Here is a 16,903-nt window from a genome sequence, read left to right on the forward strand (position 1 = left end):
GCCCCCGCTTCACCCTTCGGCTTGCCGGTAAACGATGGTGGTGCTGCCCACGACGATCCGCGAGCCGTCGCGGAGCGTAGCGCGGGTGGTGTGCTGCCCGTCTACCACGATGCCGTTGGTAGACCCGAGATCCTGGATCGTCGAGGGCGTTCCGGTCCGGATCTCACAGTGCCGGCGGGAGACGCCGGGGTCGTCGATCCGCACATCGGCGTCGGTGCTGCGTCCGAGCACCAGCGTCGGGCGGGAGATCTGATGGCGTGTGCCGTTGATCTCGATCCAGCGTCGTACATGGGCACCCTGCGGGGCGCCGGGGCCCTGCGGGCGCTGGCCGCCCGCCGCGGGCCCGGGACGGGAGCCTCCCGGCGGCGGGGCGGCGGGCATCGGCGGGGCGCCCACCGGGGGGTAGCCGTATCCGCCCCCCTGGGGACCCGCCTGGGACCCGGGCGTCTGGGAGGTGCTGGACGCCAGGGTGCGGCTGCGCACGCGGTAGAGGCCGGTGTCGAGGTCGTCCGCCTTCTCCAGGTGGACCTTGATCGGCCCCATGAAGGTGTAGCGCTGCTGCTTGGCGTAGTCGCGCACCAGGCCGGAGAGCTCGTCGCCGAGCTGCCCCGAGTACGGGCTCAGCCGCTCGAAGTCGGGGGCGCTCAGCTCCACGATGAAGTCGTTCGGGACGACGGTGCGGTCGCGGTTCCAGATCGTCGCGTTGTTGTCGCACTCGCGCTGGAGGGCGCCGGCGATCTCGACAGGCTGGACCTCGGACTTGAACACCTTGGCGAAGGTGCCGTTGACCAGGCCTTCGAGACGCTGCTCGAAACGCTTCAGGACTCCCATGGGGCACCTCCTCCGTCGTTGTCGCCCTGGTACTGCTTACTGATCGTATCCACGCGCGGGGAAAACGGCTGGTTCCCCTTGGCTGCCCCGTTGATGAGTGTCACCTCTCACACGGATCGTAGAGGGGGCCTTCGGACAGTGTCCCGCACCCGGGAGGCATACAGGAGGAGTGGGGGGAGACCGTCTCCGTTCCGTGCCCGCGTGCGCCCTGGCTCTTCACCTTCCTGTTCGCTCCGCGGGCCTCCGAAACAAACGGATGTGAACCCACCCCGGGCAGCGTGCTAATCTTCTGCATGTCGCCAGGGGGCAGCACCACAGCAGGTGAGGCAGCCGAACGAAAGCACCCAATGCGCGGGTGGCGGAATAGGCAGACGCGCTGGATTCAGGTTCCAGTGCCCGCAAGGGCGTGGGGGTTCAACTCCCCCCTCGCGCACAGAGGAGACGGGTCTCCACCGGACGAAAGTCCCGGTGGGGGCCCGTTTCTCGTGTACGGGCCGTCTCGCGCACGGGCGTGGTCGCGGCCCAGGGGGCGGGCGGGCGCACGCAGTGTCCGGGACCGGTGCCCCGTGGGGTCCTCCGGGGGAGGTGCTCCGGGGATCGCCGCCGGTGGCGACGCCCGGTCTCGTACGACGGCCGCAGGACCTTCGAAACGGCGCCGCAGGTGCCCCTCCTGCCCCGCGGCCCTCCACCCGTGCCACCGGCCCCGGCCCGGTACGCAGGCTCGATACGCATGAAGGCCGGGCGGTGCCGTGCCGTTCCGCAGCGCCCCCGGGACACTCCCTCCTCCCTTCGGATGCTCCTCTCCCCCACGGGCGGGCACAGGTTCCGGCCACCCCGGGTGGACCCGTGGTCCGGTTGTCCGCCGACCGCTCTGGGCCCGTGCGCGGGCCCCGGCGAGGGAGCCGTCCGCGCGGCACCGGTGGCGGGGAGCGCGCCACGGGGGCCGCCCGGGGCCCGGCCCGGGCCGTGGGGTGCGGTACGCCTCGGCCGGCGGCAGGGCAGCTCCTGGCAGGGCGCCGACGCGCTCCCTTTCGCCGGTGTCCCTGCCGGGGACGGGCCGAGGGGTGCCGCGGGGCGGCCGCCCGGGTCACCGTTCGGCTCCGGGTCACCGTTCGGCCCCGGGGCCGTGAGCAGCCCGGGTGCGCACGGTGCCGCCCGTGGCCCTCGGGAGGTGCGCAGCGCGGTGCTGCCCGCCGCGGTCGCCGGGACCGGCCGCCGCGGTGGGCCCCGGGACGGCGGGACCTGGTCCGGGCGCAGGTGGGAGAGGTCTCCGGGGTTTTCCACAGGGCGGTTTCCACAGGGGGAGACGGCCCGTGCCGCGCGACTGTACGGTCGGGGCATTCATCGGTCGGAACGACGGCGGACGGCGGACGGCGTTCGCGCACGGGGGAGGCAGCGGCATGAGCGAGGCCGAGGTGTGGGTACCGGGGCAGCGTCCGGAGTCCGGGGGCGAGGGGCGGGTGCGCATCCCGGTGGTCCCCGGGTTCGTCACCCGCGCGGCCGGGCCCGAGGCGGAGGGGCTCTCGCCCAAGGCGCTGGGCAAGGAGCTGCGGGCCAGAGTGCCCCGTGCGGACCATGACTCGCTCGTGCTCACCGAGGACCGCCCGGACGCCGTCCGGGCGGTGGAGGAGTCCGGCCGAGGCCGGGTTCCCGAGCTGACCCCGATCCGCGTCGGCCGGATGGCCGCCTCGCCCTTCGCCTTCCTCCGCGGATCCGCCGGGCTGATGGCGCACGATCTCGTGGGGACGCCCGTCACAGGTGTCGAGGCCCAGCTCTGCGGCGATGCGCACGCGGGCAACTTCGGTCTCTACGGGGACGCCCGGGGAAGCCTCGTGATCGATCTGAACGACTTCGACGAGACCGTCGTCGGCCCCTGGGAGTGGGACGTCAAGCGTCTTGCCGCGTCGCTGGTCCTCGCGGGCCGCGTTGCCGGCGCGGACGAGGACGTCTGCCGGGCGGCCGCGCTCGACGCCGTCGGCGCCTACCGCCGCACCATGCGCCTGCTGGCCAAGCTCCCGGTGCTGGACGCCTGGAACGCGATCGCCGACGAGGAACTCGTCTCCCACACCGACTCCCGGGACCTCCTCGGCACCCTGGAGCGGGTGTCGGCGAAGGCACGGAACAACACCAGCGCGCGTTTCGCCGCCAAATCCACCGAGAGCGTCCACGACGCCGAGGGACGGAGCGTGCGCCGCTTCGTCGACGCACCGCCCGTGCTGCGCCGGGTGCCGGACGAGGAGGCGGCCGCCGTCGCCGCATCGCTCGGCCCCTATCTCGCCACCGTCTCCGAGGACCGCCTCCCGCTGCTGGCCCGGTACGCGATCCAGGACGTGGCCTTCCGCGTCGTCGGCACCGGAAGCGTCGGCACGCGCTCCTATGTGGTCCTGCTGCTCGACCACCGGGGCGATCCGCTGGTCCTGCAGGTGAAGGAGGCGCGGCCCTCGGTGCTGGAACCCCATCTGCGGGCCGCGGGCTTCGCCGTGCGGCACGTCGCCCACGAGGGGCGGAGGGTCGTCCAGGGGCAGAAGCGGATGCAGGTCGTGAGCGACATCCTGCTCGGATGGACCACGGTGCACGGGCGGCCCTTCCAGGTCCGGCAGTTCCGGAACCGCAAGGGCAGCGTCGATCCCGCCGCGCTCGCGCCGGACCAGGTCGACGACTACGGGAGGATGACCGGTGCCCTGCTCGCCCGGGCGCACGCCCACAGCGCCGATCCCCGTCTGGTCGCCGGGTACTGCGGGAAGAGCGACGAGTTCGAGGAGGCGGTGGCCTCCTTCGCCGTGACCTACGCGGACCGGACGGAGGCCGATCACGCGGACCTCCTGACGGCCGTCAAGAACGGCCGGATAGCCGCTGAGCTGGGTGTGTGACCCGGTGGCCGGCCACGCCCGTAGTCTGGACGGGTGAGCGAGGAAGCCACCGGGGGACAGGCCACCCGGAACGACGAGGACCATGCGGTGCCCCCCGATGCGCAGGAGCGGCCCGAGGACAGGCTCGCGCACGCCGTGCGCGTGGCCGAGCAGGCGCTGATCGAGTTCGAGATCGCCGTGGAGACCTTCCGGGTGGAGGTAGAGAACTTCTCGCGCCTCCACCACCAGAAGCTCGGGCCGATGTACGCCAGGCTGGACGAACTCGACGCCCGGATCGCCGAGGCGCGGGCCGCCCGCAGCGGCGATGCCGAGGACCTGCGCAGGGCGCGCGAGGCACGCGCGCTGGTGCAGCCCATGCCCGGGGTCGACGAGCTCTTCCACAACTGGATGGACGGGGACGGTCTCTCCCCCGAGGCCGCGGCCATGCTCACGGACCGGCCTGTCAGCGCTCCCCGGCGGGTGCGTCCGAGCGAGGAGGCACGTCGGCTCTACCGCGAGCTGGCACGCAAGGCCCACCCGGACCTGGCGCAGGACGAGAGCGAGCGGAAGCGCCGCGACGCGTTCATCACGCGGGTGAACGCAGCCTACGCGCTCGGCGACGAGGAGTTGCTGAAGCGGCTGGCCGAGGAGTGGGAGGCGGGCCCGGCATCGCCCGAGACGCGCCTGAGTGAGAGCGAGGAGCTCTACGCCCGGCTGGAGTGGCTGTCGCAGCGGAAGGAACTGCTCACTGCGGTGGCACGGGAACTGGAGGAGAGCGCCATCGGCGCGATGCTCACGATGGCGCCCGACGATCCCGATGCGCTGCTCGACGAGATCGCCGAGCAGTTGCTGGCCAAGGTTGCCGATCGGGAACGGGAACTCGCCGGCCTGGTGGAGTAGTTTTTCTCAGGGCTCAGGGCTCAGGGCTCAGGGCTCAGGGCTCAGGGCTCAGGGCTCAGTCCCACCGGTGGGACTGAGCCGCGCCCGTCCCACGACGTTCCCGTACGAGAGAAGGCATCGCCCCATGAACTTCGCCCCGCTGCCCAGCGTGGAAGCCGCTGCGGTACCGGCCGACGGCCTGGTCCTGGACGTCAGGGAGGCCGACGAATGGGCGGCCGGGCACGTCGAGGGCGCGCTGCATGTGCCGATGAGCGACTTCGTGGCACGCTTCGGCCAGGTCACCGAGGCATTGGCCGACGGCCGTCGTGCCTTTGTGATGTGCCGCGTGGGCGGCCGGTCCGCCCAGGTCACGCAGTACCTGGTCCAGCAGGGGCTGGACGCGGTGAACGTGGACGGCGGGATGCTGGCCTGGGAGGGCGCGGGGCGGCCCATGGTCACCGAGAGCGGAGTCCCGGCCCACGTCCTCTGAGGGCGCTCGCCGTACGACCGGCGTACTCACCGAGCCGACCGCCCGCCGCCCGTCGGCCGATCCCGGCGGGCGGGAGTGCCGAGACCGCACCGGCCGGGGCTGTAGGCCCGGCTCCCGGCCCGGGAGCCCGTGCCCCGGCACGCGGGAGCGCGCCCACGGAGCCGGTCGCGGTCGGCACCGCGCGGCCCGCCCGCAGGCCCGAGCCGGTCCGCCCGCCCCTCCGGTACGGGGATGGGGGCGGCCCCCGCAGGGCCGGGGATGCCGGGCGGAGCCGGTCGGGGACCGCCCGGGCCGACGTCACCGGTCGAAATCCAGCTCCACCGTGCCGGTGGCCGGATGCGACTGGCACGCCAGCACATAGCCGGCTTCGGTCTCCTCCGGCTCCAGGGCGAAGTTGCGGTCCATCCGCACCTCGCCGGAGACCAGGAACGCCCGGCAGGTGCCGCACACGCCCCCCTTGCAGGCGTACGGCGCGTCCGCACGGCTGCGCAGCACCGTTTCCAGGAGCGACTCCCCCTCCTGGACGGGCCAGGTACCCGACCGGCCGTCGAGCGTCGCGGTCAGCGAGGCGTGCGCGGGCGCGGCCGCCCGTGCCCCGGAGACGGGAGCCGAACCGTCGTCGACGTGGAAGATCTCCTGGTGGATGCGGCCCCGCTCCACATCGAGCCCCCGCAGCGCGCGTTCGGCCGCCTGCACCAGCCCGAAGGGCCCGCACAGGTACCAGCCGTCCACCGCTCCGACGGGCAGCAGCGCGGGCAGCAGCTCCGTCAGCCGCTCCTCGTCGAGCCGCCCCGACGGCAGCCCCGCCTGCTGCTCCTCCCGGGAGAGCACCGTGACCAGCTGGAACCGGTCCGGATAGCGGTCCTTGAGGTCGGCCACCTCGTCCAGGAACATCGTCGAGGCGGCCGTGCGGTCGCTGCGGACCAGGCAGAACCGGGCCGCCGGCTCGGCGGCGAGGAGGGTCGCGGCCATGGACAGGACCGGAGTGATGCCGCTGCCCCCGACCACGGCCGCGAAGTACCCCGGCCGGGGCGGCAGCAGGAAGCGTCCCATCGGGGGCATGGCCTCGACCAGCTCGCCCGGCGTGAGTTCCTTGAGCGCGTACGTGGAGAAGGCTCCGCCGTCGACGAGCCGGATCCCCACCCGCAGGACGGGGGCGGTGCCCTCCGGGACGGCGGGCGCGCAGATCGAGTACGTACGCCGGACCTCCACGCCGTCCATGATGCGGCGCAGTGCCAGATGCTGGCCGGGCACATGGCGGAAGGTGTCGTGCAGCTCGGGCGGCACCTCGAAGGTGACCGCCACGGAGTCGTCGGTGAGCTGATCGACGGCGCCGACCCGGAGCGGATGGAACATCTACAGCTCCTTGAAGTGGTCGAAGGGTTCACGGCAGGAGACACAGCGGCGCAGGGCCTTGCAGGCCGTCGACGAGAACCGGCTCAGCAGCTCCGTCTCGGTGGAGCCGCAGTGCGGGCAGCGGACGGAGAGTGTCAGGGAGACCGGGCCGTCCGCCGCGTGGGGGCGCGGTGGGGCGATGCCGAACTCGGTGAGCTTGCGGCGGCCCTCGGCCGTGATGTCGTCCGTCGACCACGCGGGGGCGAGCACGGTGACCACCGAGACCTCGGCCACCCCGTGCTCGTGGAGCACCCGCTCGATGTCCGCCGACATGGCCTCGATCGCGGGGCAGCCCGTGTACGTCGGGGTGAGTTCCACCTCGACCCGGTCGGCGCCGCGGACGTGTACCGCGCGGACCACGCCCAGGTCCTCCAGCGTGAGCACCGGCAGCTCAGGGTCGGGCACGGAGCCCGCGAGGCGGCGGAGCTCCGCTTCCAGCCGGGTGTCGGCCGCCTGCGCACCGCTCACCATGACGCCCCCGGGTGGCTGCGGTGGAGGTGCTGCATCTCGGCGAGCATCCGCCCGAAGGGCTCGGTGTGCAGGCCCTCCCGGCCGCCGCCGGCCGACCAGGCGTCCGCACGCGGACCCTCGGGCACGGTGAGGGTCGCACCGGTGAGGACCTCCGTGATGCGCGCCGTCCAGGCGGCGTCCAGCAGCACCCAGTCCTCCGCGTCGAGGCCCAGGCCGTCGACCGGGCGGAACATCTCGCCGGTGTACCGCCACAGTGCGTCGCAGGCCCGCTGCATCCTCCGGTGGCTCTCCTGCGTGCCGTCCCCCAGGCGGGTGGTCCACTGCTCGGCGTGGTCGCGGTGGTAGGCGACCTCCTTGACGGCCTTGGCCGCCAGCCCGGAGAGAGGTCCGCCGTCGGCGGCGAGGCGCTCGTACAGCAGGTACTGGTAGCCGGAGAAGTAGAGCTGGCGGGCGATGGTGTGGGCGAAGTCGCCGCCGGGCTGCTCGACCAGCTGGAGGTTGCGGAAGGCGCGTTCCTCGCGCAGGTAGGCCAGCTCGTCCTCGTCGCCCACCAGGGAGAGCAGCACCCGGGCCTGGCCGAGGAGGTCGAGCGCGATGTTGGCGAGGGCGACCTCCTCCTCCAGCACGGGTGCGTGCCCCGCCCACTCGCCCAGCCGGTGGGAGAGCACCAGGGCGTCGTCGCCGAGGGCGAGCGCCGCCGCCGTGTCCACGTGCGTCGCCGTCACAGGTGCTTCACCCCTTCCGGGATCTCGTAGAAGGTGGGGTGCCGGTAGGGCTTGTCGGCCGAGGGCTCGAAGAAGGGGTCCTTCTCGTCCGGGGACGAGGCGGTGATCGCGCCGGAGGGGACCACCCAGAGGGAGACTCCCTCGCTGCGTCGGGTGTAGAGGTCCCTGGCGTTCCTGAGGGCCATCTCGGCGTCCGGTGCGTGCAGGCTGCCCGCGTGGGTGTGGGACAGGCCCCTGCGCGAGCGCACGAAGACCTCCCACAGCGGCCATTCGGTCGAGCTGCTCATGCCGTCGCCTCCCGGGGCTCGGTGTGCTGTGCGGTGCGCCGCTTGGCGGCGTGGGCGGCGGCCGCCTCGCGGACCCAGGCGCCCTCCTCGTGCGCGCGACGGCGCTGGCCGAGGCGCTGTTCGTTGCAGGGGCCGTTGCCCTTGATGACCTCGGTCAGCTCGCTCCAGTCGATGGTGCCGAAGTCGTGGTGGCCGCGCTCCTCGTTCCATCGGAGGTCGGGGTCGGGGAGCGAGAGGCCGAGGCTCTCTGCCTGGGGGACGCAGATGTCCACGAAGCGCTGGCGCAGTTCGTCGTTGGAATGGCGCTTGATCTTCCAGGCCATGGACTGCGCGGAGTGGGCCGAGGCGTCGTCCGGGGGGCCGAACATCATCAGCGACGGCCACCACCAGCGGTCCACCGCGTCCTGTGCCATGGCGTGCTGTGCGGGCGTCCCCTTCGAGAGCGCGAGGAGCAGCTCGTACCCCTGGCGCTGGTGGAAGGACTCCTCCTTGCACACCCGGACCATCGCGCGGGCGTAGGGCCCGTACGAGCAGCGGCAGAGCGGTACCTGGTTGGTGATGGCCGCCCCGTCGACCAGCCAGCCGATCGCGCCGACGTCCGCCCAGGTGAGCGTCGGGTAGTTGAAGATCGACGAGTACTTCTGGCGGCCGGTGTGAAGCTTGTCCAGCAGTTCGTCCCGGCTCACGCCCAGGGTCTCCGCGGCGCTGTAGAGGTAGAGGCCGTGGCCCGCCTCGTCCTGGACCTTGGCCATGAGGATCGCCTTGCGGCGCAGGGAGGGCGCCCGGGTGATCCAGTTGGCCTCCGGCTGCATGCCGATGATCTCCGAGTGGGCGTGCTGGGCCATCTGGCGGATGAGCGTCGCCCGGTAGGCCTCCGGCATCCAGTCACGCGGCTCGATGCGCTCGTCGGCGGCCACGGCGGCGTCGAAAGCCGCCTCGTACGCCTCCGTGGTCACTGACGTCATCCGGACTCCCTACCGACCGATCGTTCGGTTCACTGGCTTCAATGGTCGGTCGAGGGCCCTTAGGGTGTCAACCCTGTGGATGACCGACGTGGACGACTGGGGATCGGGGCGGGGATGGAGTCCTACGAGCAGGCGAGCGGTACGGAGGACGGGGCACCGCCCGCCGGTCCGCCCGGTCGGTCTCCCCAGCCGGCCGCCGTGCAGACCCGTTCCGGGCAGTCCGCCCCGCAGGCGCCCACCGGGCCGGGCGCCGACCCCGCCGACCCGGCGGCGCACCGGCCGCCTCCCGCGGGGGTGGCGGGGCTGTCCACGCCCTACCGGGTGCTCGCCGCCGTGTGCGCCGCAGGCATCGCCTCCGTGGCCTGCGTCCATCTCGCCATGGTCTTCCTCCATGTGGCGCCGTCCAACACCCTGACCAAACGGCACGGCGACGCGGTGCAGGCGTGGGTGTACCCGGAGTTCGAGCAGAACTGGAAGCTGTTCGCCCCCAACCCCCTCCAGCAGAACATCTCCGTGGAGGCGCGGGCCGAGTACACGGACGCCGGGGGCAGCCGCCGGACGAGCGACTGGATCAACCTGACGGAGCGGGACGCCGAGGCGATCCGGGGCAACCTCCTCCCCAGCCACATCCACCAGAACCAGCTCCGCCGGGGCTGGGACTTCTACCTCGGGGCGCATGCCGAGGGCGCCCGTCCGGACAGCCTGCGTGCCCGCCTCTCCGAGCGCTACCTGCGCCGGATAGCCATGCAGCGGCTGGAGGGCGCGGAGCTGGGCGGCCCCGTCCAGCGGATCCAGCTGAGGTCCTCCTCGCAGGCCATCGAGCCGCCCTCGTGGAGCCCCGAGAAGGTCGACACCCGTCCCGTGTACAACGTGCAGCCGTGGTGGACCGTCACCGCCGCCGACCTGCCCGGCGGCGTCACCGGCGGCCGGACGGAGGAGGCCCGATGAGCGGCGGGCGGGAGGTGTCCCCGGGGCCTGCGGCGAGCGGGGACCCCGAGCTGGCCACCGCCGTGGAGCGCAAGGCCGCGCGCGCCTTCCAGCGGGTCACGGCGACCGCCTTCGGCCCGTACCAGAGCGCGATCGTGCGCATCGGCTTCGGCACCACCTGGCTGGCCTTCCTTCTCTTCGAGTTCCCGAACCGCCATGCGCTCTACGGCCCGGACGGCCCGTGGGACTGGCAGCTGGGGTACGAACTCCTGGCCGACAACGACGCCTTCACGGGTCTGCTGTGGACCGACAGCGCCTTCTGGTTCGAGGCCGTCTACGCGCTGTCCGCGCTGTCGAGTCTGCTGCTGGTGCTGGGCTGGCGCACCCGTGCGGCCTCGGCGCTGTTCATGTTCGGCGTGCTCTCGCTCCAGAACCGCTCCGTCTTCGTCGGCGACGGCGGTGACAACGTGGTGCACCTGATGGCGATCTACCTGGTCCTGACCCGGTGCGCCTCGGTGTGGTCCCTCGACGCGCGACGGGCCGCCCGGGCGGAGCGGGACGGTCCCGTCCGGGACGTCGCCGGACCGGTGCTGTGGGGTGTCCTCGGGGCCGGGCTGTTCACCGGCACCCTTCTCAACGAGACCGGTGAACTCGTCCTGTGGCTGTTCTGGCTGCTGTGGTCGGTACAGGGGCTGTGGTGGCTCGTGACCCGGTACACACCGGGCGGCCAGCACCGCCTCGCGCTCGACGTGGTGGCCAACCTGGTGCACAACACGGCCCTGCTGGTGATCATGGCGGAGGTCTGCCTCATCTACGCCACCGCGGGCTGGTACAAGGTGCAGGGTTCGCGCTGGCAGGACGGCACTGCCCTGTACTACCCGCTCAACCTGGAGTACTTCACGCCCTGGCCCGCGGTCTCCGACCTGCTTGCCGCCAGCGGCCTGCTGGTGCTGGTGCTCACCTACGGCACCGTCCTCGTGCAGGTGGCGTTCCCCTTCACGCTCTTCAACCGCAAGGTCAAGAACGTGCTGCTGGTCATCATGATCATGGAGCACGCAGGGATCGCGGTCCTGCTCGGGCTGCCGTTCTTCTCGCTGGCGATGATCTCCGCCGACGCGGTCTTCCTGCCGACGGTCTTCCTGGTCTGGCTGGGGGCCCGGGCGGCGGGCCTCCGCGAGGGGCTGCTGCGCCGGCTTCCCTCGCGGCGGCGCTGGGGCGGGCGCGAGGGCGGCGCCGCGGCCGCGAGCGTACCGGCCCCGAGGGCGGCCGAGGCCCCCTCCGGCGGCATTGGCGGGCAGGCGGATCCGGGGCGGGCGGACGGTGCGGAGGGCTCCGGGCCGGGACGTACGCTCGTGGGGTGAGCACCACCGAGGAAGAACCCCGGCAGTACGACGAGGGCTACGGGCCCGAGGTCGGCGTAGGCCCGCATCCGCTGCCCTGGCCCCGGGGCGAGCGCTACGACCCCGAGCTGCTCGCCGGAGGCGACCGGCGCAACGTCGTGGACGCCTACCGGTACTGGTCACGGGAGGCGATCGTCGCCGACCTGGACACCCGGCGCCACGACTTCCACGTGGCGGTCGAGAACTGGGGGCACGACTTCAACATCGGGTCCGTGGTGCGTACCGCCAACGCCTTCCTCGCCAAGGAGGTCCACATCGTCGGCAGGCGCCGCTGGAACCGCCGCGGCGCCATGGTGACCGACCGCTACCAGCATGTGCGCCACCACCCGGACACCGCGTCGCTCACCGGGTGGGCCGCAGCGGAGGCCCTGCCGGTGATCGGGATCGACAACCTGCCGGGCGCCGTCCCGCTGGAGCGCGTCGTGCTGCCGCGCCGCTGCGTTCTGCTGTTCGGCCAGGAGGGGCCGGGGCTGACGGAGGAGGCGCGCGCCCACGTGGAGATGGTCTGCTCTATCGCCCAGTTCGGTTCGACCCGGTCCATCAACGCCGGTGCGGCGGCGGCCATCGCGATGCACGCCTGGGTGCAGCGGCATGCGGAGATCCCGGCACCCTGAGCCCGCCCGGGTATGCCCGGCCCGGGACCGTACCGCCCGGGACCGTACCGCCCGGCGCGGTCCGTCGTGCGCCGCCCACCACGCTGCGGATGCCCACCACGCTGCGGATGCCCACCGCGGCAGGGGGGCGCACCGAGGTGGCCCGTGCCGACCCGTCCGTCGTGGCAGCGGCCACCCCGCCCCGGGGCCGGGGCACCGCGCGGTGGGCGCCGCCGCCCGCCCGGGCCTCGCCGCCGCCCGGACCTGAGCCCGGGCGGCGGACCGCCTCACGCGTGCCTGCGGACCTCCACCACCCGGAAGCGGTTCGCCACGAACGCCCCGTCGCAGAGTGCGGCGTTGGCGGCGGGGTTGCCGCCGGAGCCGTGGAAGTCGGAGAACGCCGCCGTCTGGTTGACGTACACCCCGCCGGTCAGGTTCAGGGAGAGCTGGGCCGACTCGTCGAGGCAGACCTCCTCCAGGGCCCGCTCCGTCTCCGTGGACGTGGTGTAGCCGCCGACGGTCATCGCCCCCTTCTCGCGAATCGTGTACCGCAGCAGATCCAGGGCGTCGGTCGTCGAGTCGACCGCCACCACGAAGGCCACCGGGCCGAAGCACTCGTCGAGGTAGGCGGGCTCGTTCTCCCGGGACTCCCAGAGCTTGCGTGCCCCGTCCAGCTTCACGACCAGCGGCGTACGGACCGTCGCGCCGGGGAACTCCGGGTGGACGACCTCCCGGGAGGCCAGGGCCACTTCGCCGAGCTCCGCGGCAGCCTCCAGCCGTGCCTTGACCTCGGGGTTGACCAGGGCCCCCAGCAGGGCGGTGGCCCGGGCGTCGTCGGCCAGCAGGCCGCTCACCGCGGCACCGAGGTCGGCCGCCACCTCGTCGAACGACTTGCGGCCCTGGTCCGTCTCGATGCCCTCCCGGGGCACCAGCACGTTCTGCGGGGCGGTGCACATCTGGCCGCTGTACAGGCTGAGAGAGAAGGCCAGGTTGGACAGCATGCCCCGGTAGTCGTCCGTCGAGTCGACGACGACGGTGTTGACGCCCGCCTTCTCCGTGTGGACCACGGCCTGGCGGGCGTTCGCCTCCAGCCAGTCACCGAACGCGGTCGAGCCCGTGTAGTCGATGATCCGGACCTCCGGCCGGGTGGCCAGCGCCTTGGCGATGCCCTCGCCCGGCCGCTCCACGGCCAGTGCCACCAGGTTCGGGTCGAAGCCCGCCTCGGCCAGCACCTCGCGCGCGACCTTCACCGTCATGGCGAGCGGCAGGACCGCCCGCGGATGCGGCTTGACGAGCACCGGGTTTCCGGTGGCCAGCGAGGCGAAGAGGCCGGGGTAGCCGTTCCACGTCGGGAAGGTGTTGCAGCCGATCATCAGGGCGATGCCGCGGCCCGCGGCGGTGAAGGTCTTCCGCATCTCCAGCGGACCGCGCTTGCCCTGGGGCTTGGACCAGTCGGCGGCGGCCGGGGTGCGGGTCTGCTCCAGGTAGGCGTAGGCGACGGCCTCCATGCCGCGGTCCTGGGCGTGCGGCCCGCCCGCCTGGAACGCCATCATGAACGCCTGGCCGCTGGTGTGCATCACGGCGTGCGCGAACTCGTGGGTACGCGCGCTGATGCGGGCGAGGATCTCCAGGCAGACCAGGGCGCGGGTCTCCGGGCCCGCGTCGCGCCAGGCCGCCATGCCGGCGCGCATGGCCGGCAGCAGTACCTCCGGGTCGGGATGCGGGTACTCGATCCCCAGGTCGATGCCGTACGGCGAGACCTCACCCCCCGTCCATCCGTCGGTGCCCGGCTGGTCCAGGTCGAAGCGGTTGCCGCGCAGCGCCTCGAAGGCGGCGAGGCCGTCCGAGGGGGCGTTCTCGCCGTACGCCTTGGGGTGCTCGGGGTGGGGGGACCAGTAGGCGCGCGTGCGGATCGCTTCGAGGGCCTGGTCGAGCGTGGGCCGGTGGGTCTCGGTCAACTGCATGAGGACCAACTCCTCGTCGAGCTGGGCAGGGGAGGAATGACAGAGTTAGAGTAACCGAACGATCGGTCGGTACAAGGGGGCCTGTCGAAGCTGTGGACAACTCATCGGAGAGGATCGCTCCATGACCGCCATCGACCCCAGCCGCACCGTCGCCGTCGTCGGAACCGGCACCATGGGCCAGGGCATCGCGCAGGTCGCCCTGGCCGCCGGGCACCCCGTGCGGCTGCACGACGCCGTCCCGGGCCGGGCGGAGGAGGCCGCGCTGGCCGTCGCAGCCCGCCTCGACCGCCTGGTGGAGAAGGGCCGCATGGCGCCGGCGGACCGGGACGCGGCGCGCGCACGGCTGCACCCCGCCTCCTCGATCGCCGAGCTGGCCGACGCCGCCCTCGTGGTCGAGGCCGTGCTGGAGCGGCTGGACGTCAAGCAGGAGCTCTTCGCCGAACTGGAGAAGGTCGTCGCGGACGACTGCCTGCTCGCCACCAACACCTCCTCCCTCTCGGTGACGGCCGTGGCGGGCCCTGTGCGGGTCCCGGGGCGGTTCCTCGGCCTGCACTTCTTCAACCCGGCACCGCTGCTCCCGCTCGTGGAGGTGGTCAGCGGGCACGCCACCGACGAGCAGGCCGCACGGACCGCCCGCGGGACCGTCGCGGCGTGGGGCAAGACCCCCGTCGGCTGCGCCGACCTGCCCGGCTTCATCGTGAACCGCCTGGCCCGGCCTTTCTACGCCGAGGCGTTCGCCGTGCACGAGGAGCACCGGATCGAGCCCGCGCTGATCGACCTGGTGCTGCGCGAGTGCGGCGGCTTCCGGATGGGCCCCTTCGAGCTCACCGACCTGATCGGCCAGGACGTCAACGAGGCCGTGACGCGGTCCGTCTGGCAGTCCTTCTTCCACAGCCCGAAGTTCCAGCCGTCGCTGGCCCAGCAGCGGCTCGTCGAGTCCGGGCGCCTCGGCCGCAAGACCGGTCACGGCTGGTACTCCTACGCCGAGGGCGCGGAGCGACCGGTGCCCGGGGACGCGGAGCCGCAGGACGCCCCCGCGTACGTGGTCGCCGAAGGCGACCTGGGGCCCGCGGGCGCTCTGCTGGAGCTGATCTCCGACGCGGGTATCGCCGTCCGCCCCGAGGACGAGGACCAGGGGACGCGCCTGGTGCTGCCCAGCGGCGGTCAGCTGGTCCTGGCGGACGGGCAGGCCGCCTGCGAGTTCCGCGACGTCGTCTACTTCGACCTGGCCCTCGACTACCGCACCGCGGGACGGGTGGCGCTCTCCTGCGCTCCCGACGTCCGGCCCGACACCCTGGCCCAGGCGACCGGACTGTTCCAGGCACTCGGCAAGAAGGTGACCGTCCTGGGGGACGTCCCCGGCATGATCGTCGCCCGCACCGTCGCGATGCTCGGCGACCTGGCGGCGGACGCGCTGGTCCGCGGCGTCGCCACCGCGCAGGACATCGACACCGCGATGCGCCTCGGGGTCAACTACCCGCGCGGCCCCCTCGAATGGAACGAGGCACTGGGGCGGGGCTGGGCCTGGGAGCTGCTCGCGAACCTGGACGAGACGGTGCCGACCGGCCGCTACGCGCGGACGCTGGGCCTCCACCAGTGGTCCCACGCGACGCCCGAGCCGACAGACGAGGACGCCCCATGACCACGGCCAAGCGCGACACGTACACCCCCGAGACCCTGCTGACGGTCGCGGTGCGGATCTTCAACGAGCGCGGCTACGACGGCACGTCGATGGAGCACCTGTCCCGCGCGGCGGGGATCTCCAAGTCGTCGATCTACCACCACGTCGCGGGCAAGGAGGAACTGCTGCGCCGGGCGGTCAGCCGCGCCCTCGACGCGTTGTTCGCGATCCTGGACGAGCCGGACGCCGGCCGGGGGCGCGCCGTCGAGAGGGTCGAGTACGTCACCCGGCGCACCGTCGGGGTGCTCATGGCCGAGCTGCCCTATGTGACGCTGCTGCTGCGTGTGCGCGGCAACACCACGACCGAGCGGTGGGCGCTGGAGCGCCGCCGGGAGTTCGACCAGCGGGTGGCCGACCTGCTGAAGGCGGCCGCCGCCGAGGGGGACCTCCGGGCCGACGTGGACACCCGCCTCGCCACGCGGCTGCTCTTCGGCATGGTCAACTCGCTGGTCGAGTGGTACCGACCGCAGCCGGGCGGCGGGTACGAGGGCGAGCAGGTGGCCGAGGCCGTCGTGCGGATGGCCTTCGACGGGCTGCGCAGCGGCGGGTGACCTGCCTCTCGGCCCGGTAGCGGCGGTCGCCGCGCGGGGCGCCAGGCGGGCGCGCGGGACCGGGGCGTCCGGCGCTGTGGACAGTGCCTTCCGATGATCACACCGGGGGGCGCGGGCGGCGGTTCCGACGCTCGGCGCGCGCTCAGGGCGTCTGCTCTTCCGGGTCGGCGCCGGGGCCGGAGAGAGCGCCGGGCCCGCCTCCGCAGACCGGGTCCAGATCGGTCTCCTCGAAGACCAGCAGCGTCCGGGTGGACAGCACCTCCGGAATGGCCTGGATGCGGGTGAGGACCAGCTCCCGGAGGGTGCGGGTGTCCGGCGTGTGCACCAGGAGCAGGACGTCGAAGTCTCCGCTGACGAGGGCGATGTGCGCGGCCCCCGGCAGCGCCTGGAGCTGCTCCCGCACCGTGCGCCAGGTGTTCTGCACGATCTTGAGCGTGATGTAGGCGGAGGCACCCTGCCCCGCGCGCTCGTGGTCGACACGGGCCGTGAAGCCCCTGATCACACCGTCGTCGATGAGCCGGTTGATGCGGGCGTACGCGTTGGCACGGGAGACGTGCACCCGCTCGGCGACGCCCCGGACGGACGCGCGGCCGTCCGACTGGAGTATGCGCAGGATGTCGCGGTCGACGGCATCGAGGGGCCTGGGCGGGGGCGCCTGCTCCGCGCGGTCCTGGCCGTCGGCCATTTGTTCAGTGGACATGTCCCCCCGCCTCCGCCTTGTGGACAACCTGTGTCCATCTGAAGCCCCGCCGGACCGTTTGTCCACAGGCTGGAGGTGCCTGTAGCCAAAATGCGCTCACGACCGAACAATCGGTAGGTGAGGCACGCCACACAGGGCGATGTCTCCCGTTCGCATTCGTCGTCGCCCACGGCCTCGTTCGTCGGCGCTCCCACG

Annotated in this window: 16 protein-coding genes and 1 tRNA gene; 9 read left to right on the top strand and 8 right to left on the bottom strand. The window is 72.8% G+C overall.

The genetic code is table 11. The annotated features are described in order from the left end of the window. Positions 1-9: 9 nt before the first annotated feature. Positions 10-831 carry a DUF3662 and FHA domain-containing protein gene (locus tag ACGF15_RS13495; RefSeq protein WP_345612124.1) on the bottom strand — a complete coding sequence of 274 codons (822 nt, stop codon included), beginning with the start codon at positions 829-831 and terminating at the stop codon, positions 10-12. 349 nt (positions 832-1,180) lie between these two features. On the opposite strand from ACGF15_RS13495, the gene ACGF15_RS13500 reads away from it, so the two are divergent. The 4 genes from ACGF15_RS13500 to ACGF15_RS13515 all read left to right on the top strand — a co-directional run bounded on the left by ACGF15_RS13500 (position 1,181) and on the right by ACGF15_RS13515 (position 5,049). Beyond that, positions 1,181-1,264: transfer RNA gene (locus tag ACGF15_RS13500), tRNA-Leu, on the top strand. Positions 1,265-2,231: 967 nt separating this feature from the next. Continuing rightward, positions 2,232-3,701, top strand: coding sequence for a DUF2252 domain-containing protein (locus ACGF15_RS13505; protein WP_392798653.1), 1,470 nt, complete (start codon positions 2,232-2,234; stop codon positions 3,699-3,701). 87 nt (positions 3,702-3,788) lie between these two features. After that, the gene (locus tag ACGF15_RS13510; RefSeq protein ID WP_392798844.1) at positions 3,789-4,580 is read left to right on the top strand and encodes a hypothetical protein; all 792 of its coding nucleotides are present in this window, start codon (positions 3,789-3,791) and stop codon (positions 4,578-4,580) included. 124 nt (positions 4,581-4,704) lie between these two features. Then, a complete protein-coding gene (locus tag ACGF15_RS13515; RefSeq protein WP_256522327.1) occupies positions 4,705-5,049 on the top strand; it encodes a rhodanese-like domain-containing protein in 345 nt (114 codons plus the stop codon). A 297-nt stretch (positions 5,050-5,346) separates the two neighbouring features. On the opposite strand, the gene ACGF15_RS13520 is transcribed toward ACGF15_RS13515, so the two are convergent. The 5 genes from ACGF15_RS13520 to paaA are packed head-to-tail and all read right to left on the bottom strand — an operon-like array spanning position 5,347 to position 8,892. Next, entirely contained in the window at positions 5,347-6,405 is a 1,059-nt protein-coding gene (locus tag ACGF15_RS13520; protein WP_345612119.1) for a 2Fe-2S iron-sulfur cluster-binding protein, read from the bottom strand. After that, positions 6,406-6,915, bottom strand: coding sequence for a 1,2-phenylacetyl-CoA epoxidase subunit PaaD (gene paaD / locus ACGF15_RS13525; protein ID WP_345612117.1), 510 nt, complete (start codon positions 6,913-6,915; stop codon positions 6,406-6,408). Further along, positions 6,909-7,640: a 1,2-phenylacetyl-CoA epoxidase subunit PaaC gene (gene paaC, locus ACGF15_RS13530; protein ID WP_345612115.1), complete on the bottom strand. Its 732-nt coding sequence runs from the start codon at positions 7,638-7,640 to the stop codon at positions 6,909-6,911. The genes paaD and paaC overlap by 7 nt, the downstream gene beginning before the upstream one ends. Continuing rightward, positions 7,637-7,927, bottom strand: coding sequence for a 1,2-phenylacetyl-CoA epoxidase subunit PaaB (paaB, locus tag ACGF15_RS13535; protein WP_256522331.1), 291 nt, complete (start codon positions 7,925-7,927; stop codon positions 7,637-7,639). The genes paaC and paaB overlap by 4 nt, the downstream gene beginning before the upstream one ends. Continuing rightward, a complete protein-coding gene (gene paaA, locus ACGF15_RS13540; protein WP_345612111.1) occupies positions 7,924-8,892 on the bottom strand; it encodes a 1,2-phenylacetyl-CoA epoxidase subunit PaaA in 969 nt (322 codons plus the stop codon). The genes paaB and paaA overlap by 4 nt, the downstream gene beginning before the upstream one ends. Positions 8,893-9,006: 114 nt before the next feature. On the opposite strand from paaA, the gene ACGF15_RS13545 reads away from it, so the two are divergent. Genes ACGF15_RS13545 through ACGF15_RS13555 form a run of 3 tightly spaced genes read left to right on the top strand, consistent with a single transcriptional unit; the run spans position 9,007 to position 11,833 of the window. Then, positions 9,007-9,840 carry a DUF5819 family protein gene (locus tag ACGF15_RS13545; protein WP_392798847.1) on the top strand — a complete coding sequence of 278 codons (834 nt, stop codon included), beginning with the start codon at positions 9,007-9,009 and terminating at the stop codon, positions 9,838-9,840. Then, the gene (locus ACGF15_RS13550) at positions 9,837-11,180 is read left to right on the top strand and encodes an HTTM domain-containing protein (RefSeq protein ID WP_392798660.1); all 1,344 of its coding nucleotides are present in this window, start codon (positions 9,837-9,839) and stop codon (positions 11,178-11,180) included. The genes ACGF15_RS13545 and ACGF15_RS13550 overlap by 4 nt, the downstream gene beginning before the upstream one ends. Beyond that, positions 11,177-11,833, top strand: coding sequence for a TrmH family RNA methyltransferase (locus tag ACGF15_RS13555; protein ID WP_362610382.1), 657 nt, complete (start codon positions 11,177-11,179; stop codon positions 11,831-11,833). Before ACGF15_RS13550 ends, ACGF15_RS13555 begins: the two co-directional genes overlap by 4 nt. Before the next feature lie 266 nt (positions 11,834-12,099). Here ACGF15_RS13555 and paaN read toward each other — a convergent pair whose 3' ends face one another. Then, positions 12,100-13,776 (bottom strand): phenylacetic acid degradation protein PaaN, encoded by a 1,677-nt coding sequence (gene paaN, locus ACGF15_RS13560; RefSeq protein ID WP_392798663.1) that lies wholly within the window; start codon positions 13,774-13,776, stop codon positions 12,100-12,102. Positions 13,777-13,897: 121 nt separating this feature from the next. Between paaN and ACGF15_RS13565 the strand changes: the two genes are divergently transcribed. Then, positions 13,898-15,418 (top strand): 3-hydroxyacyl-CoA dehydrogenase, encoded by a 1,521-nt coding sequence (locus ACGF15_RS13565; RefSeq protein ID WP_392798666.1) that lies wholly within the window; start codon positions 13,898-13,900, stop codon positions 15,416-15,418. After that, positions 15,415-16,008, top strand: a complete 594-nt coding sequence (locus ACGF15_RS13570; RefSeq protein ID WP_256522341.1) for a TetR/AcrR family transcriptional regulator — start codon at positions 15,415-15,417, stop codon at positions 16,006-16,008. The genes ACGF15_RS13565 and ACGF15_RS13570 overlap by 4 nt, the downstream gene beginning before the upstream one ends. Before the next feature lie 142 nt (positions 16,009-16,150). On the opposite strand, the gene ACGF15_RS13575 is transcribed toward ACGF15_RS13570, so the two are convergent. Next, a complete protein-coding gene (locus ACGF15_RS13575) occupies positions 16,151-16,693 on the bottom strand; it encodes an Lrp/AsnC family transcriptional regulator (protein WP_345612476.1) in 543 nt (180 codons plus the stop codon). Positions 16,694-16,903 lie beyond the last annotated feature (210 nt).

The sequence above is a fragment of the Streptomyces sp. NPDC048001 genome, assembly GCF_043203115.1.
GTDB classification, from domain to species: Bacteria; Actinomycetota; Actinomycetes; order Streptomycetales; family Streptomycetaceae; genus Streptomyces; species Streptomyces sanyensis.

Excerpts from the sequence above, each read along its gene's own strand:
- paaA (WP_345612111.1), bottom strand. The coding sequence starts at position 8,892 with ATGACGTCAGTGACCACGGAGGCGTACGAGGCGGCTTTCGACGCCGCC.
- paaD (WP_345612117.1), bottom strand. The coding sequence starts at position 6,915 with ATGGTGAGCGGTGCGCAGGCGGCCGACACCCGGCTGGAAGCGGAGCTC.
- ACGF15_RS13505 (WP_392798653.1), top strand. The coding sequence starts at position 2,232 with ATGAGCGAGGCCGAGGTGTGGGTACCGGGGCAGCGTCCGGAGTCCGGG.
- ACGF15_RS13515 (WP_256522327.1), top strand. The coding sequence starts at position 4,705 with ATGAACTTCGCCCCGCTGCCCAGCGTGGAAGCCGCTGCGGTACCGGCC.
- paaN (WP_392798663.1), bottom strand. The coding sequence starts at position 13,776 with ATGCAGTTGACCGAGACCCACCGGCCCACGCTCGACCAGGCCCTCGAA.
- ACGF15_RS13565 (WP_392798666.1), top strand. The coding sequence starts at position 13,898 with ATGACCGCCATCGACCCCAGCCGCACCGTCGCCGTCGTCGGAACCGGC.
- ACGF15_RS13495 (WP_345612124.1), bottom strand. The coding sequence starts at position 831 with ATGGGAGTCCTGAAGCGTTTCGAGCAGCGTCTCGAAGGCCTGGTCAAC.
- ACGF15_RS13550 (WP_392798660.1), top strand. The coding sequence starts at position 9,837 with ATGAGCGGCGGGCGGGAGGTGTCCCCGGGGCCTGCGGCGAGCGGGGAC.
- ACGF15_RS13545 (WP_392798847.1), top strand. The coding sequence starts at position 9,007 with ATGGAGTCCTACGAGCAGGCGAGCGGTACGGAGGACGGGGCACCGCCC.
- paaB (WP_256522331.1), bottom strand. The coding sequence starts at position 7,927 with ATGAGCAGCTCGACCGAATGGCCGCTGTGGGAGGTCTTCGTGCGCTCG.
- ACGF15_RS13570 (WP_256522341.1), top strand. The coding sequence starts at position 15,415 with ATGACCACGGCCAAGCGCGACACGTACACCCCCGAGACCCTGCTGACG.
- ACGF15_RS13575 (WP_345612476.1), bottom strand. The coding sequence starts at position 16,693 with ATGGCCGACGGCCAGGACCGCGCGGAGCAGGCGCCCCCGCCCAGGCCC.
- ACGF15_RS13520 (WP_345612119.1), bottom strand. The coding sequence starts at position 6,405 with ATGTTCCATCCGCTCCGGGTCGGCGCCGTCGATCAGCTCACCGACGAC.